The organism is Klebsiella sp. 2680 (assembly GCF_900198535.1).
GTDB lineage: Bacteria > Pseudomonadota > Gammaproteobacteria > Enterobacterales > Enterobacteriaceae > Klebsiella > Klebsiella indica.
Genome location: NZ_FZNJ01000002.1, coordinates 797070 through 821300 on the forward strand (window position 1 = coordinate 797070; position 24231 = coordinate 821300).

Annotated in this window: 16 protein-coding genes and 1 pseudogene; 8 read left to right on the forward strand and 9 right to left on the reverse strand. The window is 55.5% G+C overall.

Annotation, left to right across the window (positions count from 1 at the left end):
- Positions 1-73 precede the first annotated feature (73 nt).
- On the reverse strand, positions 74-1597 hold the full coding sequence (locus FN037_RS11135) for an EAL domain-containing protein (protein WP_142502245.1): 1524 nt from the start codon (positions 1595-1597) through the stop codon (positions 74-76).
- 193 nt (positions 1598-1790) lie between these two features.
- Here FN037_RS11135 and FN037_RS11140 point away from each other — a divergent pair, with 193 nt between their 5' ends.
- The 8 genes from FN037_RS11140 to yegS all read left to right on the forward strand — a co-directional run bounded on the left by FN037_RS11140 (position 1791) and on the right by yegS (position 15667).
- Positions 1791-3050 (forward strand): MdtA/MuxA family multidrug efflux RND transporter periplasmic adaptor subunit, encoded by a 1260-nt coding sequence (locus FN037_RS11140; RefSeq protein ID WP_142502246.1) that lies wholly within the window; start codon positions 1791-1793, stop codon positions 3048-3050.
- Positions 3050-6172 carry an MdtB/MuxB family multidrug efflux RND transporter permease subunit gene (locus FN037_RS11145; RefSeq protein WP_142502247.1) on the forward strand — a complete coding sequence of 1041 codons (3123 nt, stop codon included), beginning with the start codon at positions 3050-3052 and terminating at the stop codon, positions 6170-6172. Before FN037_RS11140 ends, FN037_RS11145 begins: the two co-directional genes overlap by 1 nt.
- On the forward strand, positions 6173-9250 hold the full coding sequence (mdtC, locus tag FN037_RS11150; RefSeq protein WP_142502249.1) for a multidrug efflux RND transporter permease subunit MdtC: 3078 nt from the start codon (positions 6173-6175) through the stop codon (positions 9248-9250).
- Position 9251: 1 nt separating this feature from the next.
- Positions 9252-10667, forward strand: a complete 1416-nt coding sequence (locus tag FN037_RS11155) for an MFS transporter (RefSeq protein ID WP_142502250.1) — start codon at positions 9252-9254, stop codon at positions 10665-10667.
- Positions 10664-12175, forward strand: a complete 1512-nt coding sequence (gene baeS, locus FN037_RS11160) for a two-component system sensor histidine kinase BaeS (protein WP_142502251.1) — start codon at positions 10664-10666, stop codon at positions 12173-12175. Before FN037_RS11155 ends, baeS begins: the two co-directional genes overlap by 4 nt.
- Positions 12172-12894, forward strand: a complete 723-nt coding sequence (baeR, locus tag FN037_RS11165) for a two-component system response regulator BaeR (protein WP_142502252.1) — start codon at positions 12172-12174, stop codon at positions 12892-12894. The genes baeS and baeR overlap by 4 nt, the downstream gene beginning before the upstream one ends.
- Before the next feature lie 274 nt (positions 12895-13168).
- Positions 13169-14539 carry a tRNA 5-hydroxyuridine modification protein YegQ gene (yegQ, locus tag FN037_RS11170; RefSeq protein ID WP_138359943.1) on the forward strand — a complete coding sequence of 457 codons (1371 nt, stop codon included), beginning with the start codon at positions 13169-13171 and terminating at the stop codon, positions 14537-14539.
- A gap of 234 nt (positions 14540-14773) precedes the next feature.
- Complete coding sequence (gene yegS, locus FN037_RS11175) at positions 14774-15667, forward strand: lipid kinase YegS (protein ID WP_142502253.1); 894 nt, start codon at positions 14774-14776, stop codon at positions 15665-15667.
- Positions 15668-15822: 155 nt separating this feature from the next.
- Here yegS and FN037_RS11180 read toward each other — a convergent pair whose 3' ends face one another.
- The 8 genes and pseudogenes from FN037_RS11180 to dalD form a co-directional block, all read right to left on the reverse strand.
- A complete protein-coding gene (locus FN037_RS11180; RefSeq protein ID WP_241675612.1) occupies positions 15823-16149 on the reverse strand; it encodes a hypothetical protein in 327 nt (108 codons plus the stop codon).
- A 157-nt stretch (positions 16150-16306) separates the two neighbouring features.
- Positions 16307-17071, reverse strand: coding sequence for a transcriptional regulator (locus FN037_RS11185; protein ID WP_142502254.1), 765 nt, complete (start codon positions 17069-17071; stop codon positions 16307-16309).
- 371 nt (positions 17072-17442) lie between these two features.
- Positions 17443-17553: pseudogene (locus FN037_RS24600) on the reverse strand (hypothetical protein); the annotation flags it as partial.
- A gap of 127 nt (positions 17554-17680) precedes the next feature.
- Complete coding sequence (locus tag FN037_RS11190) at positions 17681-18835, reverse strand: mandelate racemase family protein (RefSeq protein ID WP_138359947.1); 1155 nt, start codon at positions 18833-18835, stop codon at positions 17681-17683.
- 297 nt (positions 18836-19132) lie between these two features.
- Positions 19133-19795, reverse strand: coding sequence for an HAD family hydrolase (locus FN037_RS11195; protein ID WP_142502431.1), 663 nt, complete (start codon positions 19793-19795; stop codon positions 19133-19135).
- A gap of 56 nt (positions 19796-19851) precedes the next feature.
- Positions 19852-21129, reverse strand: a complete 1278-nt coding sequence (dalT, locus tag FN037_RS11200; RefSeq protein WP_138359948.1) for a D-arabinitol transporter — start codon at positions 21127-21129, stop codon at positions 19852-19854.
- 183 nt (positions 21130-21312) lie between these two features.
- Positions 21313-22782, reverse strand: a complete 1470-nt coding sequence (xylB, locus tag FN037_RS11205; protein ID WP_138359949.1) for a xylulokinase — start codon at positions 22780-22782, stop codon at positions 21313-21315.
- A gap of 9 nt (positions 22783-22791) precedes the next feature.
- Entirely contained in the window at positions 22792-24159 is a 1368-nt protein-coding gene (gene dalD, locus FN037_RS11210; RefSeq protein WP_142502255.1) for a D-arabinitol 4-dehydrogenase, read from the reverse strand.
- Positions 24160-24231: the final 72 nt, after the last annotated feature.

Consider the following 24231-nt stretch of genomic DNA (forward strand, 5'->3'; position numbering starts at 1 on the left):
CGCCAAAACCACCTTTTAACTAAAGGCTTCCGGCCAACAATAAAACCAACCGCTATTCGCCTTACCGGATGCGTTATTCCCGGATAGGGTTATTATCCGCCAGCACCAGCCCAATCAGTTTTTTAATCGGCATCGCTTTGTAAAAATACCATCCCTGAATCAACGCATTTTCATCGAAGGATTTAACAAATTCAAAATCCCTTTTGCTTTCCACGCCTTCAAAAACAATCTGTTTATTCAGCCCGTAGACCACATCGAGAATCGACATCAGAATAGTGCGCTTATACGCATTCTTTAGCCCGTTGACAAAAAACTTATCCAGTTTGACCTCATCATAAAAGACTTCGGTTAACCACAGTAAATTTGATGCCCCGGTACCGAAATCATCGAGCGCAATTTTTAAACCACGATTCATCGCCTCTCGTGAGAATGCGGCAATTTTTTTATAATATTCGTCACTTCGCTCAGTAATCTCAATTTTAATCTGCTGCGGACGAATATGATTATCGCGTAAGATGAGCACAAGGCGCGCAAGAAAGCGGGGATCATTAATTTCATACTTACCAATATTCATCGCCAGCGTGAAATTCTTATCCGCATTCAGAATCGGTTTTAATTCTCTGATCGATTTTTTAACAACCAGCGTCGAGATCTCGTTATACACATTCAGCTTTTCCGCCATCGAAATAAACAGTTCAGGCGATACCTGGCCGAAGATCTTGTCATGCCAGCGAACCAGCGCTTCCACCCCCACAATGCGTTCATTTTTCGCGCAGACTATCGGTTGATACTCCAGATAGATTTTTTGATTAACGAGCGCTTTCTTCAGCCGAAACTCCAGCGAACGTCGCGCATTAAGATAGCTCAGAATGGCGTAGACAAACACCACCCCAACAATAAAAGCGAGACTGATGATTAATGCCATAAAGGCCAGGGGAAGTGAATGGAAACCCTGTTTACTTTCAGCCAAATGGGCGCACAAATCATATTGACTGCTGCACAACCTGACTTTTACTAATGACGCTGAATTTCCATTCGTTTTATTCTCATTGAGGAAAACATGACGACCGTTTAAGGTGCTCAATGAAAAATTCAGCCCCCTGTTCTGCTGCGAGAATGAACGAAAGGCGAATGGAGAGGTAAAAGAGACGATATTATCATATTGAGTCATATCCATGACAACACCATAGGGAAGGTAATTTTTCATCCCTTTGTAAATATTATAACCGTTCGACACGACATATTTATTATCAGGCAATAACAACGGTTTTTCGAACATCCCCCAATTAGCGGTACAGACCAGTTTTCCCTTCTCAACAATGCCTAAATCTTCAACATTTGAATATTGCCAGACAATCTCCCGCAAAGCCACAATCGCCTGCGTACCGCAGCTATTAATGCGTCGCGCCTGAACATGACTGATGGAAGAGACGATTTGCGCGGTCACATTTTCAGCATGGCTCAGTAACTCACGGCCCTGGTCAGATAAACGACCCCGCTGAATATGCAGCATAAGAGAATTTGTCAGGAGAACGCTAAGCAACACCGTCGCGCCACCACCTGCCAGCAGCCATTTCTTTTTGTTGATAAATTTCATCTTTGCACAGCTCTCGCCTGGCGTCGTGACGTTCCGAGGATGGTTTTAGGAATATTCACCTAACTTACTCAGAAAAAAGCATATTTTCCAGATATATCCAACACTCTTTTCATAATTCCTCCATTTTTAAGCTGCGTTCGCTGACTAAACTAGTATCATGCCGTGAATTGTTTCAGGATGAGATAGCAACGTAATGAAAGATAGCAATAAACACCGTTGGGCGGCGGTACTGGTCGTGGCGATCGTCGCTGGTGGCGCGTACTGGTTTTGGCAGGGACGCGAAACGGCGAACGGTCAGCCTCCTGCGGCAACAGGCCAGGGCGCTAAGGCACCAGGGTCAGGTGGCGGACGACATGGTCGTTTTGGCGCCACTCTGGCGCCTGTACAGGCGGCGACGGCTACCCGCGAATCGGTGCCTCGCTATCTTTCCGGCCTCGGTACGGTGACGGCGGCGAATACCGTCACCGTACGCAGCCGCGTCGACGGCCAGCTTCTGGCTATCCACTTTACCGAAGGTCAGCAGGTGAAAGCCGGCGATCTGCTGGCGGAAATCGACCCCAGCCAGTTTAAAGTTAACCTCGCCCAGGCACAGGCCGAACTGGCAAAAGACCAGGCTACCCTGGCAAACGCCCGCCGCGATCTGGCGCGCTATCAACAACTGGCCAAAACGAATCTGGTTTCACGTCAGGAGCTCGATACTCAGCAATCGCTGGTCGATGAAACCCAGGCCACCATCAAAGCCGATGAAGCTAACGTTGCCAGCGCGCAGCTGCAGCTGAACTGGAGCCGCATCACTGCGCCGATCGATGGCCGGGTCGGACTAAAGCAGGTTGATATCGGCAATCAGATCGCCAGCGGAGATACCACCGGGATTGTGGTTCTGACGCAAACCCACCCTATCGACCTGGTCTTTACCCTACCGGAAAGCCAAATCGCCACGGTCGTTCAGGCGCAAAAAGCGGGCAAAAAACTGGTCGTCGAAGCCTGGGATCGCACCAACAAACAGAAAATTAGCGAAGGTTATCTGCTAAGTCTTGATAACCAGATTGACGCCACCACCGGCACCATCAAACTTAAAGCGCGCTTTAATAACCAGGATGACGCCCTGTTTCCCAATCAATTCGTGAACGCCCGCATGCTGGTTGATACCGAACAAAACGCAGTGGTGATCCCAGCCGCTGCGCTGCAAATGGGCAATGAAGGGCATTTCGTCTGGGTGCTGAACGACGAAAATCAAGTCAGCAAACACAACGTGACGCCAGGTATCCAGGACAGCCTGAAGGTGGTCATTAACGCCGGTCTTTCTGCCGGAGATCGCGTCGTGACGGACGGTATTGACCGTCTGACGGAAGGCGCGAAGGTTGAAGTGGTGGACGCCCTCAAGGCCACCGGCGCCGCCGAACCGGCGGAAGCCCCCCGCGGCGAACACGGTAAAAAAGGAGCGCGCTCCTGATGCAAGTGTTACCGCCGAGCAGTACGGGTGGCCCTTCCCGTCTGTTTATCCTACGCCCGGTAGCGACAACGCTGTTAATGGTGGCCATTATGCTGGCCGGGATTATCGGCTACCGTTTTTTACCGGTTTCGGCGCTGCCGGAAGTGGATTACCCGACAATTCAGGTGGTAACGCTCTACCCTGGCGCCAGCCCGGACGTGGTCACCTCGTCGATCACCGCCCCGCTTGAACGCCAGTTTGGCCAGATGTCCGGTCTTAAGCAAATGTCGTCCCAGAGTTCCGGCGGCGCTTCCGTGGTCACGCTTCAGTTCCAGTTGACGCTGCCGCTGGATGTCGCCGAGCAGGAAGTGCAGGCGGCGATCAACGCCGCCACTAACCTGCTGCCGTCAGACCTCCCCGACCCGCCGGTCTACAGCAAAGTTAACCCCGCCGACCCGCCGATTATGACGCTTTCGGTCACCTCCTCCGCTATTCCAATGACCCAGGTCGAGGATATGGTGGAAACCCGCGTGGCGCAGAAAATCTCTCAGGTATCCGGCGTCGGTCTGGTGACTCTCGCGGGCGGTCAGCGCCCGGCGGTACGCGTAAAACTTAACGCCCAGGCCATTGCCGCCCTCGGCCTGACCAGTGAAACAATCCGTACCGCAATTACCAGCGCCAACGTCAATTCGGCGAAGGGGAGCCTTGACGGCCCGTCCCGCGCGGTGACGCTTTCCGCCAACGATCAGATGCAGACGGCGGAAGATTACCGTCGCCTGATTATCGCGTATCAGAACGGGGCGCCCATCCGCCTCGGCGACGTCGCCACCGTTGAACAGGGCGCGGAAAACAGCTGGCTCGGAGCATGGGCTAACAATCAGCGGGCGATCGTCATGAACGTCCAGCGCCAGCCGGGGGCCAATATCATCGCCACCGCCGACAGCATCCGCCAGATGCTGCCGCAACTGACCGAAAGCCTGCCTAAATCCGTTAAAGTGCAGGTGCTTTCCGACCGCACCACCAATATTCGCGCTTCGGTCAGCGACACGCAATTTGAGCTGATGCTGGCTATCGCCCTGGTGGTGATGATTATCTATCTGTTCCTGCGCAACGTTCCGGCCACCATTATTCCCGGCATCGCCGTGCCTCTCTCGCTGGTCGGCACCTTCGCGGTGATGGTGTTCCTCGATTTCTCAATAAACAACCTGACGCTGATGGCCCTGACCATCGCCACCGGGTTTGTCGTCGATGACGCCATCGTGGTTATCGAAAACATTTCGCGCTATATCGAGAAAGGCGAAAAACCGCTGGCCGCCGCGCTGAAAGGGGCCGGGGAGATCGGTTTTACCATTATCTCCCTCACCTTCTCCCTGATCGCGGTGCTGATCCCGCTGCTGTTTATGGGCGATATCGTTGGCCGCCTGTTCCGCGAGTTCGCCATTACCCTGGCGATGGCGATCCTGATTTCGGCAGTGGTGTCGCTGACCCTGACGCCAATGATGTGCGCCCGCATGCTGAGCCATGACTCGCTGCGCAAGCAAAACCGCTTTTCCCGCGCCAGCGAACGCTTTTTTGAGCAGGTTATCGCCGTTTATGGCCGCTGGCTGGGTCGGGTGCTGAATCATCCCTGGCTGACCCTGAGCGTGACGCTCGGCACCCTGATGTTGTCTATTATGCTGTGGGTCTTTATTCCAAAAGGCTTCTTCCCGATTCAGGACAACGGCATTATTCAGGGTACGCTGCAGGCGCCGCAGTCGGCGTCATTTGCCAACATGGCCGAGCGTCAACAGCAGGTCTCGGCAATCCTTCTTAAGGATCCGGCGGTAGAGAGCCTGACGTCATATGTCGGGGTGGACGGTACCAACCCGGCGCTGAACAGCGCTCGCCTGCAAATCAACCTCAAGCCGCTGGATGAACGTGACGATCGCGTGCAAACGGTGATTGCCCGTCTGCAAAACGCGGTGGACGGCCTTCCCGGCGTCGAACTCTATCTCCAGCCGGTCCAGGATCTGACCATTGATACCACCGTCAGCCGCACCCAGTACCAGTTCACCCTGCAGGCCAACTCGCTCGATGCGCTCAGCAACTGGGTCCCGCAGTTGATGAGCCGCCTGCAGGCATTGCCGCAGCTCTCCGACGTCAGCAGCGACTGGCAGGATAAGGGCCTGGCGGCGTATATTAACGTTGATCGCGATAGCGCCAGCCGTCTTGGCATCAGCATGGCCGATGTTGATAACGCCCTGTATAACGCCTTCGGCCAGCGCCTGATCTCCACCATCTATACCCAGGCAAACCAGTATCGCGTGGTGCTGGAGCATGATACCCGAACCACCCCAGGGCTGGCGGCGCTGGATAATATCCGCCTGACCAGCAGCGATGGCGGAATTGTGCCGCTGAAATCCATCGCCGGAATTGAACAGCGTTTTACGCCGCTGTCGATTAACCATCTCGATCAGTTCCCGGTAACCACGATTTCGTTTAACGTGCCGGACAACTATTCGCTGGGCGATGCGGTAGAGGCGATTCTTGGCGCGGAACAGGCGCTGGACTTCCCGAGCGATATCCGCACCCAGTTCCAGGGCAGTAGCCTCGCCTTCCAGTCGGCGCTCAACAGCACTGTCTGGCTGGTGATTGCCGCGGTGGTGGCGATGTATATCGTGCTCGGCGTACTGTATGAAAGCTTTATTCACCCGATCACTATTTTGTCCACCCTGCCGACTGCCGGGGTCGGCGCGCTGCTGGCGCTGTGGCTGGCCGGGAGCGAACTGGACGTTATCGCCATTATCGGCATCATCCTGCTGATCGGCATCGTCAAGAAAAACGCCATCATTATGATCGACTTTGCGCTGGCCGCCGAACGCGAACAGGGCATGCCGCCGCGCGAGGCGATCTATCAGGCCTGTCTGCTGCGTTTTCGCCCGATCCTGATGACCACTCTAGCCGCCCTGCTCGGCGCGCTGCCGCTGATGCTCAGTACCGGCGTTGGCGCGGAACTACGTCGGCCGCTGGGGATCGGTATGGTCGGTGGCCTGATGCTAAGTCAGGTGCTGACCCTGTTTACCACACCGGTTATCTATCTGCTGTTCGACCGCCTGTCGCTGTATATGAAGCGTCGGTTCCCACGGCATGAAGAGGAGGCGTAAGTGAAGTTTTTCGCGCTCTTCATTTACCGGCCAGTGGCGACGATTCTGATTTCGCTTGCTATCACCCTGTGCGGGGTGCTCGGTTTCCGCCTGCTGCCGGTGGCGCCGCTGCCGCAGGTGGATTTTCCGGTGATTATGATCAGCGCGTCGCTGCCCGGCGCATCGCCGGAAACCATGGCCTCTTCGGTGGCGACGCCGCTGGAACGCTCGCTGGGGCGGATTGCCGGGGTCAATGAGATGACCTCCACCAGTTCTCTTGGCAGTACGCGGATCATTCTGGAGTTCAACTTTGACCGCGATATCAACGGCGCCGCACGCGACGTGCAGGCGGCGATTAACGCCGCCCAAAGCCTGCTGCCGAGCGGCATGCCGGGGCGCCCGACTTACCGCAAGGCCAACCCGTCCGATGCGCCGATCATGATCCTCACCCTCACCTCGGAGACGTACTCCCAGGGCGAGCTCTATGATTTCGCCTCCACCCAACTGGCGCAGACCCTTTCCCAGATTGCCGGCGTCGGCGACGTTGACGTCGGCGGCAGTTCGCTGCCAGCGGTGCGCGTAGACCTTAACCCGCAGGCGCTGTTTAACCAGGGCGTATCCCTGGACGCGGTGCGCACCGCCATCAGCAGCGCCAACGTGCGTAGGCCGCAGGGCGCGCTGGAAGACAGTACCCGCCGCTGGCAGGTAGCAACCAACGACGAACTGAAAACCGCCGCCGAATATCAGCCGCTCATCGTGCACTACAACAACGGCTCGCCGGTGCGACTGGGCGACGTAGCCAATGTCACCGATTCGGTGCAGGATGTGCGCAACGCCGGGATGACCAACGCCAAACCGGCGATTTTGCTGATGATCCGCAAGCTGCCGGAAGCCAATATTATTGATACGGTAGACAGCATTCGCGCTCGTCTGCCGGAACTACAGCGCACGATCCCGGCGTCTATCGATCTGCAAATCGCTCAGGACCGCTCGCCAACCATCCGCGCGTCGCTGGAAGAGGTCGAACAAACCCTGGTGATCGCCGTCGCGCTGGTGATCCTCGTGGTATTCCTGTTCCTGCGCTCAGGACGGGCGACGCTGATCCCGGCGGTGGCGGTTCCGGTATCGCTGATAGGCACCTTCGCGGCGATGTATTTGTGCGGTTTCAGCCTCAATAACCTGTCGCTGATGGCGCTGACCATCGCCACCGGTTTCGTGGTCGATGACGCTATCGTGGTGCTGGAAAACATCGCTCGCCATCTTGAAGCGGGTATGAAACCGCTGCAGGCGGCGCTACAGGGAAGCCGGGAAGTCGGTTTTACCGTGCTGTCGATGAGCCTGTCGCTGGTGGCGGTATTCCTGCCGCTGCTGCTGATGGGCGGCCTGCCGGGAAGGCTGCTGCGGGAATTCGCCGTCACCCTGTCGGTGGCGATCGCTATTTCGCTGGCGATGTCGCTGACCCTGACACCGATGATGTGCGGCTGGCTGCTCAAAAGCGGCAAGCCCGACGAGCCGACGCGCAAGCGCGGTTTTGGCCGTCTGCTGGTGGCGATTCAGGTCCAATACGGTAAGTCGCTGAAGTGGGTTCTGCAACATCATCGTCTGACTGGCCTGGTGCTGCTGGCTACCATCGCGCTAAGCGTCTGGCTCTATATCTCTATTCCAAAAACGTTCTTCCCGGAGCAGGATACCGGGGTGCTGATGGGCGGTATTCAGGCCGATCAAAGCATTTCGTTCCAGGCGATGCGCGGCAAGCTGCAGGACTTTATGAAGATCATTCGTGAAGATCCGGCTGTCGATAACGTAACCGGTTTTACCGGCGGCTCGCGGGTCAACAGCGGGATGATGTTTATCACCCTCAAGCCCCGCGATAAGCGCCATGAAACGGCGCAGCAGATTATCGACCGACTGCGTAAAAAGCTGGCCAGGGAGCCGGGCGCTAACCTGTTCCTGATGGCGGTACAGGATATTCGCGTCGGCGGTCGTCAGGCCAACGCCAGCTACCAGTACACCCTGCTGTCGGATGACCTTGCGGCGCTGCGGGAGTGGGAGCCCAAAATCCGTAAAGCGCTGGCGGCGCTGCCGGAGCTGGCCGATGTGAACTCGGACAGCCAAAATAACGGCGCGGAGATGGCGCTGCTCTATGACCGCGATACCATGTCGCGGCTGGGCATCAGCGTGCAGGATGCCAATAACCTGCTAAATAACGCCTTTGGCCAACGGCAGATCTCGACCATCTACCAGCCGTTGAACCAGTACAAGGTGGTGATGGAAGTCGACCCGATTTACACCCAGGATGTCAGCGCGCTGGATAAAATGTTCGTCATCAACAGCGAAGGTCAACCAATTCCGCTCTCCTCATTCGCCAAATGGCAACCGGCCAACGCCCCGCTGTCGGTGAATCATCAGGGGCTGTCGGCGGCATCGACCATCGCCTTTAACCTGCCGATCGGTAAGTCGCTGTCGCAAGCCAGCGACGCCATCAACCGGGCGATGACCCAGCTTGGCGTGCCGTCCAGCGTGCGCGGCGCGTTTGCCGGTACCGCGCAGATATTCCAGCAAACGATGAACGCACAGGTGATCCTGATCCTCGCCGCCATCGCCACGGTCTATATCGTGCTGGGGATCCTCTATGAGAGCTACGTTCATCCGTTGACCATTCTCTCCACGATCCCTTCCGCCGGCGTCGGCGCGTTGCTGGCGCTGGAACTTTTCAATGCGCCATTCAGCCTCATCGCGCTGATTGGCATTATGCTGTTAATTGGTATCGTGAAGAAAAACGCCATTATGATGGTCGATTTCGCGCTGGAAGCGCAGCGCAATGGTAACCTGCCGCCCGAAGAGGCTATCTTCCAGGCTTGTCTGCTGCGCTTCCGCCCAATTATGATGACGACCCTGGCGGCGTTATTTGGCGCGCTGCCGCTGGTATTATCCGGCGGTGATGGCGCCGAACTACGCCAGCCGCTAGGGATTACGATTGTCGGCGGTCTGGTGATGAGCCAGCTATTGACCCTGTACACCACGCCGGTGGTCTATCTGTTCTTCGACCGTCTACAGCGGCGTTTTGCACGCAAACGCCCGCAACCGGTAAGTGAATAAAATGATCGATTTACCGCCCAACGTACGCTGGCAATTATGGATAGTGGCATTCGGCTTCTTTATGCAGTCTCTGGATACCACCATCGTTAATACCGCCCTCCCCTCAATGGCTAAAAGTCTGGGAGAGAGTCCGCTGCATATGCATATGGTGATTGTTTCTTATGTGCTGACGGTGGCGGTGATGCTGCCCGCCAGCGGCTGGCTGGCGGACCGGGTTGGCGTGCGTAATACCTTTTTCAGCGCCATCATCCTGTTTACCACCGGTTCGCTGTTCTGCGCCCAGGCCGGTACGCTCGATCAGTTGATACTCGCCCGCGTGTTACAGGGCATCGGCGGCGCGATGATGGTTCCCGTTGGCCGTCTGACGGTGCTGAAAATCGTTCCCCGCGAGCAGTATATGGCGGCGATGACCTTCGTCACCTTGCCCGGCCAGGTCGGCCCTTTGCTCGGCCCGGCGCTCGGCGGCATTCTGGTGGAATACGCGACCTGGCACTGGATCTTCCTGATTAACATTCCGGTGGGGATTGTCGGCGCTATCGCCACGCTGTGCCTGATGCCCAACTACACCCTGCAAACGCAGCGCTTTGATATTTTGGGATTTATTCTGCTGGCGACGGGAATGGCGACCCTGACCCTGGCGCTCGACGGTCAAAAAGGGCTCGGTATCTCCCCACTATGGCTGGCCGTTCTGGTGACGCTCGGCATTGCGGCGATTCTGCTCTATCTGTGGCACGCCCGCGGCAATCTCAACGCGCTATTCAGCCTGAAGCTGTTTGGTAATCGCACTTTCGCCCTCGGACTCGGCGGCAGCTTCGCCGGGCGTATCGGCAGCGGTATGCTGCCGTTTATGACCCCGGTATTTTTGCAGATTGGCCTCGGCTTTACGCCGTTCCATGCCGGTCTGATGATGATCCCGATGGTGCTTGGCAGTATGAGTATGAAACGCATCGTGGTGCAGGTGGTCAATCGCTTTGGCTATCGTCGGGTGCTGGTGGCTTCGACGCTGGGTCTGGCGCTGGTGAGCCTGCTGTTTATGACCATCGCGCTTGCGGGCTGGTACTGGCTGTTGCCGCCGGTGCTGTTCCTGCAAGGAATGATTAATTCCAGCCGCTTCTCATCAATGAACACCCTGACCCTGAAGGACCTGCCCGCCGATCTGGCCAGCAGCGGTAACAGTATGCTGTCGATGGTGATGCAACTGTCGATGAGTATCGGCGTCACCATCGCCGGGATGCTGCTGGGCCTCTACGGCCACCAGCATATCAGCGCTGATGTGGCTACCACACATCAGGTCTTTCTTTATACCTACCTAAGCATGGCGGTGTGTATCGCGCTGCCCGCGCTGATTTTTTCCCACGTACCGAACGATACCACCGTCAATAGCGTGATTCGTCGTCGTAAAAGGAGTGAATCTTGAGGTTCTGGCGTCCCGGTATTACCGGCAAGCTGTTTATTGCGATCCTCGCAACCTGTATCGTGCTGTTAATCAGCATGCACTGGGCGGTGCGTATCAGCTTTGAACGCGGTTTTATCGACTATATTAAGCGCGGAAATGAACAGCGTCTGACCATGCTGGGGGATGCCCTGAGCGAACAGTATGCTCAGCACGGTAACTGGAAATTCCTGCGTAATAACGATCGCTTTATTTTTCAGCTACTGAAAACCTTCGATCGCGACAACGACGATCGTCCTCTGCCGGGGCGCGGTATGCCGCCAGACCCGATGGACGGGCCAGTACCGAACTCCGGCCCACAAAATATGCCGCCGGATATCGTTCCAGGCCCGCCGCCTGATGGCCGTGGGCCCCCGGAACTTCCTCCGCATATCTGGCGCACCATGTTTTGGGTGGTCGATCAAAAAGGGCGTGTACTGGTAGGGCCGCGCGAACCGGTCCCGGAGGAGGGTAGCCGACGCAACATTATGGTCAATGGCGTGCAGGTTGGCGCCGTGATCGCGTCGCCGGTTGAACGCCTGACGCGTAACACCGATATCAACTTCGATCGTCAGCAGAAACGCACCAGTTGGCTGATTGTCGCGCTGGCAACTCTGCTGGCGGCGCTCGCCACCTTTCCGCTGGCGCGCGGTCTGCTCGCCCCGGTTAAAAGACTGGTTGAAGGTACGCACCGCCTCGCCGCAGGGGATTTCTCCACGCGCGTAACGGCCACCAGCAGCGATGAACTGGGGCGGCTGGCAAAGGACTTTAACCAGTTGGCCAGCACCCTTGAGCGCAATCAGCGAATGCGCCGGGATCTGATGGCGGATATCTCCCACGAGCTTCGTACGCCGCTGGCGGTACTGCGCGGCGAACTGGAAGCTATCCAGGACGGCGTGCGAAAATTCACGCCGGACTCCATCACCTCCCTGCAGGCGGAGGTCGCGACGCTCACCAAGCTGGTCGATGATTTACATCAGCTTTCGATGTCAGACGAAGGCGCGCTGGCCTATCAGAAAACCTCCGTCGATATCATCAACCTGCTGGAAGTCGCCGCCGGAGCGTTTCGTGAACGCTTCATCAGTCGCGGGCTGTCGATCGGCGTCTCGCTGCCGGAAAGCGCGACGGTTTTTGGCGATCGGGATCGCCTGATGCAGTTGTTCAACAACCTGCTGGAAAACAGCCTGCGCTATACCGATCGCGGCGGTCGCCTGCAGATCGACGTCAGCGAAGATCGCCATACGCTGGTTATCGACTTTGCCGATAGCGCGCCTGGCGTCACCGATGAACAGCTGGCGCGGCTGGTTGAACGTTTTTACCGTACCGAAGGGTCGCGCAATCGCGCCAGCGGCGGTTCTGGTTTAGGGCTGGCGATTTGCCTTAACATCGTCACGGCCCACGGCGGCACATTACGCGCCAGCCATTCGCCTTTAGGCGGCGTTAGCATTAAAGTAGAGTTACCTCTGGAACGTCATTTATCGAGGGACGTATGACTGAATTACCTGTTGATGAAAACACGCCACGCATTCTTATCGTGGAAGATGAGCCTAAGCTGGGTCAATTGCTGATCGATTATCTACAGGCGGCAGGCTATGCGCCGACGCTCATTAATCACGGCGATCAGGTTCTGCCGTACGTCCGCCAGACGCCACCGCATCTGATCCTGCTGGATCTGATGCTGCCCGGCACCGACGGGCTCACCCTGTGCCGGGAAATCCGCCGCTTCTCGGAAGTGCCGGTGGTCATGGTGACGGCCAAAATTGAAGAGATCGACCGTCTGCTGGGGTTAGAGATCGGTGCTGACGACTATATCTGTAAGCCCTACAGCCCGCGTGAAGTTGTGGCCCGCGTAAAGACCATTCTTCGCCGCTGTAAACCGCGGCGCGACCTGCAGGAACTGGATGCGAAAAGCCCGCTGATTGTCGACGAAGGCCGCTTTCAGGCCTCCTGGCGCGGCAAGTTGCTGGATCTGACGCCTGCGGAGTTCCGCCTGTTGAAGACCCTCTCTCAGGAGCCGGGGAAGGTCTTTTCCCGCGAGCAACTGCTCAACCATCTGTACGATGATTACCGGGTCGTGACCGACCGGACTATCGACAGCCATATCAAGAACCTGCGGCGCAAGCTGGAGTCGCTGGATGCCGATCAGTCGTTTATCCGCGCCGTCTATGGGGTCGGATACCGTTGGGAAGCCGATGCCTGTCGGCTGGCGTAATCACATTGCCGCTTCTGGTTATCTCCCCGGTGGCGCTTACCGGGGATACGGGGTCACCGCCGTCTGAGAAACGGATAACCCGCGGCCGCATCCCCGGCGGCAGACTTTAATTCCCCTATTGTGTCGCGCCCCGGTTCGCTATCCGCTAAAGATAGCCCCTGATATTTACTCCCCCTTCCCGCAGCGCTACAATGCCCGCCCTTAATGTGGGGACACTCCCCAACTCGCCGTACCTGGTGCGGCGGATCTGACCTGTCATCAGAACGAGAAAATCATGTTTAAACCGGAACTCCTTTCCCCGGCGGGAACGCTGAAAAATATGCGTTACGCTTTCGCTTACGGCGCCGATGCCGTCTACGCGGGCCAGCCGCGTTACTCCCTGCGCGTGCGCAATAACGAATTCAACCATGAAAATCTTCAGCTCGGTATCAATGAAGCCCACGCGTTGGGTAAAAAATTCTATGTGGTAGTCAACATCGCGCCGCATAACGCCAAGCTGAAAACCTTTATTCGTGACCTGAAGCCGGTGGTGGAAATGGGGCCGGATGCGCTGATTATGTCCGATCCGGGGTTAATCATGCTGGTACGGGAAAATTTCCCGGCGATGCCGATTCATCTTTCGGTGCAGGCCAATGCCGTTAACTGGGCGACGGTCAAGTTCTGGCAGCAAATGGGGTTGAGCCGGGTCATTCTGTCGCGTGAACTGTCGCTGGATGAAATCGCCGAAATTCGCAGCCAGGTGCCGGATATGGAAATTGAAATTTTCGTTCACGGCGCGCTGTGCATGGCCTATTCCGGTCGCTGCCTGCTCTCCGGCTACATCAATAAGCGTGACCCGAATCAGGGGACCTGCACTAACGCCTGCCGCTGGGAATATAACGTTCAGGAAGGCAAAGAAGACGACGTCGGCAACATCGTGCATAAATACGAGCCGATTCCGGTACAGAACGTCGAGCCGACGCTGGGTATCGGCGCGCCGACCGACCAGGTATTTATGATTGAAGAAGCCAAACGTCCGGGCGAATACATGACCGCGTTTGAAGACGAACACGGCACCTACATCATGAACTCAAAAGATCTGCGCGCGGTTGCGCACGTTGAGCGCCTGACTCAAATGGGCGTCCATTCGCTGAAAATCGAAGGTCGTACCAAATCCTACTACTACTGCGCGCGTACCGCTCAGGTCTACCGCAAAGCCATTGACGACGCAGCCGCAGGCAAACCTTTCGATACCAGCCTGCTGGAAACGCTGGAAGGCCTGGCTCATCGCGGCTACACCGAAGGTTTTCTGCGCCGCCATACCCATGACGATTACCAGAATTACGAGTACGGCTACTCCGTTTCCGGGCGCCAGCAGTTTGTCGGCGAATTCACCGGCGAGCGCCGTGGGGACCTGGCGGCGGTTGCGGTGAGGAACAAATTCTCCCTCGGCGACAGTCTTGAACTGATGACGCCGCAAGGCAACGTCAACTTTACCCTCGAACATATGGAAAACGGTAAAGGCGAAATGACGCCGGTCGCGCCGGGCGATGGCCACACCGTATGGCTGCCTGTTCCGCAGGATATGACGCTACAGTACGCGTTACTGATGCGCAATTTTTCTGGTCAGACAACCAGAAACCCGCACAGTAACTCGTTAATTTAGGTTATTTTTCTCAATGTGAGGATATTAGAAACGGATCACATACCCTTTCCGTCAAAAAAGATATTATCCATTTCGCTGAAAAACATAACCCATAAATGCTAGCTGTACCAGGAACCACCTCCTTAGCCTGCGTAATCTCCCTTACGCGGGCTTATTTTTTATCATCATTCAGGTCTTCACGTTGTTCATGCGGTACACTTTATGCATCTCTGTGCAATAAAGGTTCCCCCGATAATGTCTACGTTTCCAGCCAGCTTACTGATTCTGAACGGCAAAGGCGCCAATGAACCGCAGCTACGCGAAGCGGTCGCACTGTTACGCGATGCAGGTGTCGATATCCACGTCCGCGTCACCTGGGAAAAAGGCGATGCGGCGCGGTTTGTCGATGAAGCCCTGACGCTGAAGGTCGAAACGGTAATTGCCGGCGGTGGCGACGGTACGATCAACGAGGTTGCCACCGCGCTGGTCGCGCGCGGCAGCGAAATGGCGCTGGGGATTTTGCCGCTGGGCACGGCGAATGACTTCGCCACCAGCGTCGGTATCCCGCAGGATCTCGCCAGCGCGTTAAAACTGGCTATCGTTGGCCGCGATGTGGCGATTGATATTGCGCGAGTTAATGGCAAGACCGGTTTTATCAATATGGCCACCGGCGGTTTCGGCACGCGAATTACCACTGAAACCCCGGAAAAATTAAAGGCCGCGCTTGGCGGTGTCTCGTATTTGATTCACGGTCTGATGCGAATGGATACCCTGAAGCCGGATCGCTGTGAAATCCGCGGCGAAAATTTTCACTGGCAGGGCGATGCGCTGGTCATCGGTATCGGCAACGGTCGCCAGGCCGGAGGGGGTCAGCCGTTATGTCCGGAGGCGTTAATCAACGATGGTCTGCTGCATCTGCGTATTTTTACCGGTGAAGAGCTGATTCCCGCGCTATTCAACACCCTTGCCAACCCGGATAACTCCCCGAATCTGATTGACGGCGTCTCCTCATGGTTTGAGATAACCGCCCCGCACGAAATGACGTTTAACCTTGATGGCGAGCCGCTAACGGGAAAACACTTCCGTATGGAACTCTTACCGGCCGCACTGCGCTGCAGGCTGCCGCCAGATTGCGCACTGTTACGTTAGGCCGTCTCCCGCAAAAGTGCGTCAGTGCCGTGGGCTGCACATCAAGGCGCGAGCCGTGCAGCCGGACAGGCACAATATGCCCTGCGCCCTCTGACTTGATGACGGGTTATGAACGCGACGACGTCACCCCGACCGGCGACGGGACATAACCGGCTTCAGGTCTCGCAAAACAGTACTGGCGCCCGGCTGGTGTAAAACAATCGGGTTCGTTCATTTATCCGTTGGATATTAAGGTAAAACGGTACCTGCGGCTTGAGGAAAAAAGGCGGCAGGATACGTTTTATCTGCCCCTGCACCTCCTCTTCCGCCTTGCCTGTGCCCGCGGAGATATTTTCCGAACGCATGAAATAGTGCTCACCGTCACGGGTAAAGCTAAACCAGACGCTCTGATTGATAGTAAATGGACGTCCCTCCAGGGGCGTAATTTCCCCTCGCACAATCACCAACCCGCGGTTACTATCAAATATGTAACGTACTGACACATCCCCCTGGAAATCTGTGTTAAATAATCGCATTTCCCCGCTGCACTGGAAATGATTTTGCTGCCAATATTGCCAGGATTTTATTACTAAAGCGGTTAACAAACTGATAAAAATGATAGCCATTAACCATTTAATGCTATGCAAGCGCATTCTGTACCTACTTAATATAATAACTGGTGAGGCATTGATTATCACGCCATGGACTAAATGGCTGACGGCAGCTTATCACCGAAACGCGGGCCTGCCCCGGATACAGGGTTAAATAAATCCACGGATAGGTTTTACATTCAAAATGGTTAAGATCGCTAAATTTCTCATGTGGATAATGATCGACAACATCATTATTGGCAAAAAAATAACATTGTTGTGACGTTTTCACATTAACCGGTAAATACCGTTGCAGATAAGAATCGAATTCGGTTTGCCAGGCAATAAACCCCATTATCAGGCAACTTAGCAACGCCGCAACCGCCCATATGAGAGGGAATTGCGGCCTCAACCGCTTTTTTTCCGGGGGACTTGCCGTCGCAACCTCCGCAGTAGCCACCGGGATAAGCGGTACCGTTTCCTGTGTGTCCGACGGGGATTCAATAACCGCCAGCTGCGCATCCAGCCTGACGCCGACTCTGGGTACCGTCACAATTATCTCTTGCCCGACGCCCAGTTGCTTAAAAGCACGACGGAGTAAAGAAATATTCTGGTAAAAACAGTTGTTGGTTACCTGCAAGCCATGCTTTATCCACACTTCCTGAAAAAAAGCGTCACGCGCGACTATTTCGCCATCTTGTTGAATTAGCAACAATAAACAACGGCAGGCCGGGATATTCAATAAAACACGCTTCGAATTATCTGGAATAAGTATTAGAGTGCTTCTCTGAGGAATAAAAGCAATTCTTCCATTAATCGTATATGTTTTTTCCATCCTGTTCCCTGAGAATAGTAATCGTTTGGATGAAGGCGGCATAATGCCAGAGTGCAAATGAGATAATTCTTAATACGCAGAAACGCTTTAGGATTATTCGTAAGCGATTTTACTCTATTACGGTGAGGAACTGGAGATGCCTTATGCAGGTTTTCGCTATTACAAGCAAAGTTTAAGTGCATTTACAACACAAAACATGTCAGAACCGAGGAAAAAACTGGATATCCATTCCAGAAAAACCAATAAAAATGAATTATGATTCCACAAATAACAATATAATAAGAATATACTCTCGTTTTAGACCTAAACACCACTTTTACACTATTATACGATATATATAACTATAAATACACTTTATAGGAATTCTTTATCTAAAAATGGCGCATTTCGCAACAGACAATGCGCCACATGAACGAGTACGTGGCCACCTCTCGCGCCATTTCTCGCGTATATTGCCGGCTGGCAGTGACCAGCATCTGCGTGGTCTCTGCCAGTTCTCCCCCACGAGTAAATAGCCCGGTAAAGCGTATCAGAACGGTGATTTACCGGGGCATGGCTCGCCTGGCTGACTGTAAATTGCGCAAGGATTAGCGAGCAGGTGATATTTAATCAGTCGTGGCTAACGGTATTGGCTTCGATATAGCTAAAATTAATGTCTTCGCCGAGGCCCGGACGTTGTGACAAATGCACCAATCCCTGGTCATCCATCGGGTCGACAATGCTGTTGAGGTACGCGGCGGGCTCATCGTAATCAAGGAACGGATGCAGCAGGCCACGCTCGTACCAGCGGCAGTTGCGGATCGCGCCGACCACCGCCAGGCTTGCCGCCCCATTGCCGTGGACTTCACAGTCCATGCCGAACGACTCCGCCAGCGCCGCCACCTTCATGGTCGGCGCGATCCCGCCGACGCCGTTGGCCCCCGCGCGCAGAATGTCGCAGGCCCCGGCTTTCACCCATTCGGCGCGCATATGGTGCTTACCGCCGAAGCTCTCCGGCCCGACGACAGGAATCGACAGGTTTTCCGCCAGCCAGGCGTAGGAAGACATCGAATCCTCTGCCATCGGCTCTTCAAACCACGCGAAATTCAGCTTTTCCAGCGCCTTACCAATCCACAACGCGTCAGCGCGGCTGTACCAGTGATAGCCGTCAATCATCAACGCGATATCCGGTCCCACCGCTTCACGCACCGCCGCGCAGGCTTTGATATCCATTTTCGGATCCGGCGCAAAGGCGATCGGCGGCATCCAGGTGTGCAGCTTGATGGCCTTATAACCGCGGGCGACCAGCTTTTCAGCGAAGGCCGCATACTCTTCCGGGGTCGACAGACCACCCGGTAAATCATCCCCGCACATCGTGCTGCCGTAGGCCGGAACCGTGTCACGGTAGCCGCCGAGCAGTTTGTAAACCGGCAGGTTAAGCTTGCGGCCAATCAGATCCCACAGCGCCTGCTCGACAAACGACAGCGCGCGCTCGGTCAGTTGATGAGCGCTGCCGCGCTGCCAGTGGTTAAGATCCTGCCAGATGCGCTCGCGATTAAACGGGTCCTGCCCCACCAGCACTTTACGGAAAAAAGTATTCACCACATACGGGCGTACCACTTCCGGCGGCGCGAACGAATAGCCCTGGGCGCCGTCATCGGCGGTGATGGTCAGCATCGCCATTTTCGCCATCCCTTCAGCCCCCGGATGGGAGTGCCCGGCACTGTCGGAAACCCGACGAGTGGGATACTGGAAAATGGTGACATTTACAGATTCAATTTTCATGCTCAGTCCTTATCACAGCCTAATCCGATTCACAGAAAAAATCAGCAAGGCGGTTTTTAATTATTAAAAACATGTTTCATTTATAATCTAAGCACAATTATGCAACAGTTCCTCGGACAATTACCGCTAAGCAGGAGATTAAATTTGGGCATTAGCACAACAGGACGTGATTGTTTTCACAAAAGGGGAGCGAAACGCGAGGACGATCGGCAAGATGAACGAGAGGAGCGTGGGCGCAGAAAAAGGATTAACAGACCGTGTACACCCCGAAATCTCCTGCACCCACAAATGACGAATTTATCCGACCGCTTCCGGTTCAGCGGAGAGAGCATCCAGCAGTTCAGGCAAAGCCTGATAGCGGCCAGCAGCGGCCTGAAAACGGCCATCCAGGCAATCCCCGGCAATAATAATCGTTGGAATACCTGCCGCCCGCGCCGCGCAAAATCCGTTAAAACTATCTTCAATCACCAGGCACTGGCTGGCGCTGAGATTTAGCTTGCGCAGCGTCGTCAGATAGACCGCCGGATGCGGCTTACCGCGAACTTCATCATCCGCGCTGGAAACCACGTCAAAATAGCGCCAAAGAGCGAGTTTATTCAGCACTGCGGAGATAACCTGCCGGGACGATGAGGTGGCGAGCGCAATTTGATACCCCTGCTGGCGAAAATAGCGTAACGCCTCGCGCACGCCGTTCATCGGTTCACCTTCGGCGGCAATCAGATTGGTGATACGCAGCAGTATAGCCTCTTCAATCCGCTCTGGTGCAACATCAAGCTGGCAGTGCTGGCACCAGATGCGGGCAATATCGTCAAGGCGTTTTCCTTTGGTCAGGGTTTCACATTCATCGACGCTCACCATCGCCCCCCACTTCGCAAGGGTTTCGATTTGCGCCTGTCGCCATAAATATTCGGAATCAATGATTACGCCATCCATGTCAAAAATAACCGCTTTAATACTCATCATCTACCTCAATAAGGCTGGCATAAATACCCTGCCAGCCGCACAACATGACACCATTAAGAGAATTCAACCTGCTCACTGGCGGACGTTTCCTTGTGGCAAAACCCCGGCTGCTCAACGCGAATAAATGCGCAGAGGAAAAAGGCCACCACATACAGTACGGTATAGGCGATCACCACCCCGATGGTGCTGAAGAACGGTAGCAATATCACCGCAATAGCCGGCGCGAGAAAGTTCGACATCCCCGCAGACAAGTTGTAAACCGAAATCGCCGCCCCTTTGTGCTGCGGCTCCAGCGCCGGGAAAACGGCGGCCAGCGGAACAAACGCGGCGACAAAGATCCCCAGCGCGATGGCGGGAATCAGGGCCATCGCAAAACTATGACCAAAATGCTGAGGAATGAAGTAAAACGCCAGGCTGGAGAGCGCCATACCGATGCAGCCAAACCAGCGCACCACTTTCATCCAGCCCAGTTTCTCGCCCAAAATCCCCCACAGGACGTTAGAAAAAATGGTGGTAAAGAAGAAGACCGCCCATACCTGTAGCCATTCAGACGTGGTAAAGCCCAGTTCATCGACAAACATCATCGGCATGATGACCGCAAAGCCGAACAGCGACAGAGTGTTAATAATCCTCACCATGCTCGACAGCAGAATATTACGGTTGGTATAGAGCAGCGTCGCCGCCCGTCCCAGCTCGGAAAACTTCTCACGGGTGGTCAGATTCTGCATATGGCGCGGCGTCTGGATATGGCGCAGAGAGGCCAATGCGATGACGCCGCCAGTCACGCAGAAGGCCAGCGCCAGCCACAACGTCCCTAACTCGCCGATATGCGGAATGGTAAAGCTCGGAATATAGCTGCCGAACACGCCGATGCCGATGGAGTAAACCGCCCAGAACCAGCCGATCGCCGAACTGGCATTATCACTTTTCACATTATGGATAATGGCCACGATAAACGAGTAGAGGAACAGCGGATACGCGAAGCCGCGGATGCCGTAAAAGACCAGGATCAACGCATAATTCGCATGGCCGAGCCCGAACACCAGAAACAGCACATGGAACACGCACCACATTACGAAGCCAATCATCATGGTCTTAAGCGGGGTAATGATTTCCGCCACAACGCCGGAAATCCACGCCGACAGCGCGGCGGCCAGTCCGTACAGTGTAAACGCAAATGAAGCCTCTGCCGGGGTGAAGCCGAGCTCTTTGATATAGTGCGACAGAAATGCCAGTTCGAAACCGTCGCCGGTCATAAACACGGCAATGGCGACATATCCCCAGAACAGATTCAGGGGTAAACCGAGCCATTGTTTATTATTTACGGACATAATGACCTCGTTTTCAGGATACAGGAAACCGCTCCGGTGAATTCACCGGAGGGCTGTTCTGCCCGCCATAATTCAAACCGCAGTTGCGTTGCCTTCCTTGCTCACGCCAGTCACTGACTTATGTCAGCGCCTGGCGATTCACTGCGCCGCCTTGCTGCAATTCGGATTATTTAGGATAGGTGATTAAAATGCATGCTGACGAAAGTTCAGGTCGTTGACATACAACGCATTGAACTGTGCGTAGCGCTGCATCAGGGTTTGATGGCGAACCGGGTCTGCGTACCAGGTCTGCCAGACTTCCGGTTTTTCGCAAACGCTGGCGAGCGGTTTGCCTGCTGCCAGACAAGCCAGCCGCGCCGCGCCCAATGCGCCGCCGGTCTCCCCGCCTTTGTGGGTCACCACCGGTATATTGAGGATATCGGCCAGCAATTGCGCCCAGAACGGACTGCGGGCGCCACCGCCAACCAGCGAACAGCGATCGATCTGCGTACCGCTCTCTTTCAGCACCCGCAGACCGTCGTTGATGCCGAAACTCACGCCCTCCAGCACCGCGTAGCCAAGCTGGGCGCGCTGGCTGGAGTGGCTCATTCCCCAGAACATGCCGCGCGCTTCGGGATCGTTATGCGGCGTGCGTTCGCCGGAGAGATAAGGTAAGAAGAACGGCGCACTGGCTTTCTGTTCCTCGCTAAGCTCGGCAATCTCCTCCAGCAACGCGATTTCTGTCGTACTGGTCAGGCGACAGAACCATTGCAGACAGCTTGCGGCGCTGAGCATCACGCTCATCTGATGCCACAGATTCGGCAGCACGTGACAAAACGCATGAACCGCCGACTGCGGGGCCGGGCGGTAAGCGTCGGTCACCACAAACAGCACCCCGGATGTGCCAAGCGAAATAAACGCATCCCCCGGTGAGACCGCCCCGACGCCAATGGCGCTGACCGCGTTATCGCCGCCGCCTCCTGCCACCACGACCGAAGCGTTCAGCCCCCAGCGCCCGGCAACCTGCGGATCAAGCGTGGCGGAAACCTCGCAACCTTCCACCAGCGTCGGCATATGGCGACGCGACAGGCCGCATTTATTCAGCAGAGAATCAGACCAGTCGCGTTTTGCCACATCCAGCCACAACGTGCCGGCAGCATCCGACATATCGGAAACTTTTTTCCCCGTCATCCGGTAGCGCAGATAATCTTTTGGCAGCAGAACCGTGGCAGTACGTTTAAAATTTTGCGGCTCATGGCGACGTACCCACAGCAGTTTCGGGGCGGTAAAGCCCGGCATCGCCAGGTTTCCCGCGACCTGGTGCAGTTCCGGCGCTATCTCTTCCAGTTCCGCACACTCCTGCGCGCAGCGGGTGTCGTTCCACAGAATTGCCGGGCGAATCACCTCGCCATCGGCATCCAGCAGCACCGCGCCGTGCATCTGCCCGGAAAGGCCAATAGCCTTAATCGCCGGCCAGTGCTGAGCGCATTTCTCCCGCAGTGTGGTGATCAGGTACTCTGTCGCCTCCCACCAGGCTTGCGGCGACTGTTCTGACCAGTGCGGATGGGGCCGTTGAATACTCAATGGCGCGCTATGGCTGGCGATCACCTCATTGTTTTCATCAATGACCAGCGCTTTGACTTCCGATGTGCCCAGATCGATACCGAGATACATAGCCACCTCTTAGTTAATCAGCATATAAACGGAAGCGATCTTCTCGCGCATCAGCGTCAGGAAATCGCTATTGCCGGCCAGTTCGCCAAACAGCGCTTTATCGCGGGCATAGAGCGCGACCGGATCGTGAGCTTCAAACATTTCATGCACCGCCTGTTCGTCGAGGATCCCATCCTGGTACTGATACGGCAGCGTTCCCTTATGCCACTGTTCCATAAAGACAAAGAACAGCGCGGGCAGCATGGCGGTCGCTTCCGGACGAACGCCCCGGCGGTAGCACTCCTGTAAGGTTGGCGTGATCATCGCCGGAATTTTCGAGAAACCATCGGCGGCAACGCGCTGGTTGGTATCCTGAATATACGGGTTGGTAAAGCGCTTGAGCACTACATCGCGATAGGCTGGCAGATCGATGCCGTTATCACCGAGGCACGGAATGACATCTTCCGTGACGTAGCGGTCAGCAATGGCATAGATAAAATCAGTTAAGGTGCTTTCATGAATATATTGCTGGCCGATTAACGTTCCCGCCCAGGCGATACAGCTGTGTGACGCGTTAAGAATACGGATTTTCGCCTCTTCATAAGGGATCACCGACGCCACCATCTCCACGCCAACCGCGTCCAGATTCGGGCGCTCAGCGCGGAAGTTGTTTTCCACCACCCACTGAATAAAGGTTTCGCCCATCACCGGCACCTTGTCATCAATCCCGGTTTGCGCTTTGATGCGTGCGGGCAGGTCAGCCGCCGGGCGCGGAGTAATGCGATCCACCATGGTATTCGGGCAGGTGGTGTTGGCAGCCATCCAGTCAATCACCGCCTGTTTGCCGGTTAACTGCAGGAACTCAACCATACCGTCGTGGAAGCGTTCACCGTTGTGACGCACGTTATCGCAGTTCAGCAGGGTGAGCGGCCCGGCGTTGTCCGCCATGCGTTTTTCCAGAATCCGCGCGATGGTGCCGTAAATCGTCTGACACCCCCCTTGCAGATCGGCCATTAAATCAGCGTTGCTGGTTTCCAGTTTGTAACCGGTATTCAGGTAGTAACCCCCTTCCGTCACGGTAAAGGCGATAACTTTCGTCTGCGGGTTCGCCCCCTCGTTAATCAGCGGCTGCAGTCCGGCCTGCCACGGCAGCAGTTTTTGAATGGAAGTGATTTCTTCATATTCGCGTTCCCCTTCCGGGCTGACGGTCTCCAGCACGTAGCGTCCATCCTGCGCAGTCAGTGCCTGAACAACCTGCTCGGCGTCGTTGCGAATATTTCCCGCCGCGATATGCCAGCGTTTATCTCCGGAAGCAATCAGCCGGTGCAGATACCACGCCTGATGAGCGCGGTGAAAAGAACCCAGACCAATGTGAAGCCATGTGAATTGATTGTTCATGTTCTGCTCTCCTTGAGTTGATGGCGTCACTGTAATTGATCATTTGACCTATTTAAGAGCTATAGATCACAA

What these genes read in the sequence shown, in the direction of transcription:
- FN037_RS11195 (WP_142502431.1), bottom strand. Translation starts at nt 19,795, where the DNA reads ATGAGTATTAAAGCGGTTATTTTTGACATGGATGGCGTAATCATTGAT.
- FN037_RS11185 (WP_142502254.1), bottom strand. Translation starts at nt 17,071, where the DNA reads ATGGAAAAAACATATACGATTAATGGAAGAATTGCTTTTATTCCTCAG.
- FN037_RS11140 (WP_142502246.1), top strand. Translation starts at nt 1,791, where the DNA reads ATGAAAGATAGCAATAAACACCGTTGGGCGGCGGTACTGGTCGTGGCG.
- xylB (WP_138359949.1), bottom strand. Translation starts at nt 22,782, where the DNA reads ATGTATCTCGGTATCGATCTGGGCACATCGGAAGTCAAAGCGCTGGTC.
- dalD (WP_142502255.1), bottom strand. Translation starts at nt 24,159, where the DNA reads ATGAACAATCAATTCACATGGCTTCACATTGGTCTGGGTTCTTTTCAC.
- FN037_RS11135 (WP_142502245.1), bottom strand. Translation starts at nt 1,597, where the DNA reads ATGAAATTTATCAACAAAAAGAAATGGCTGCTGGCAGGTGGTGGCGCG.
- FN037_RS11145 (WP_142502247.1), top strand. Translation starts at nt 3,050, where the DNA reads ATGCAAGTGTTACCGCCGAGCAGTACGGGTGGCCCTTCCCGTCTGTTT.
- dalT (WP_138359948.1), bottom strand. Translation starts at nt 21,129, where the DNA reads ATGTCCGTAAATAATAAACAATGGCTCGGTTTACCCCTGAATCTGTTC.
- yegQ (WP_138359943.1), top strand. Translation starts at nt 13,169, where the DNA reads ATGTTTAAACCGGAACTCCTTTCCCCGGCGGGAACGCTGAAAAATATG.
- FN037_RS11190 (WP_138359947.1), bottom strand. Translation starts at nt 18,835, where the DNA reads ATGAAAATTGAATCTGTAAATGTCACCATTTTCCAGTATCCCACTCGT.
- FN037_RS11155 (WP_142502250.1), top strand. Translation starts at nt 9,252, where the DNA reads ATGATCGATTTACCGCCCAACGTACGCTGGCAATTATGGATAGTGGCA.
- yegS (WP_142502253.1), top strand. Translation starts at nt 14,774, where the DNA reads ATGTCTACGTTTCCAGCCAGCTTACTGATTCTGAACGGCAAAGGCGCC.
- baeR (WP_142502252.1), top strand. Translation starts at nt 12,172, where the DNA reads ATGACTGAATTACCTGTTGATGAAAACACGCCACGCATTCTTATCGTG.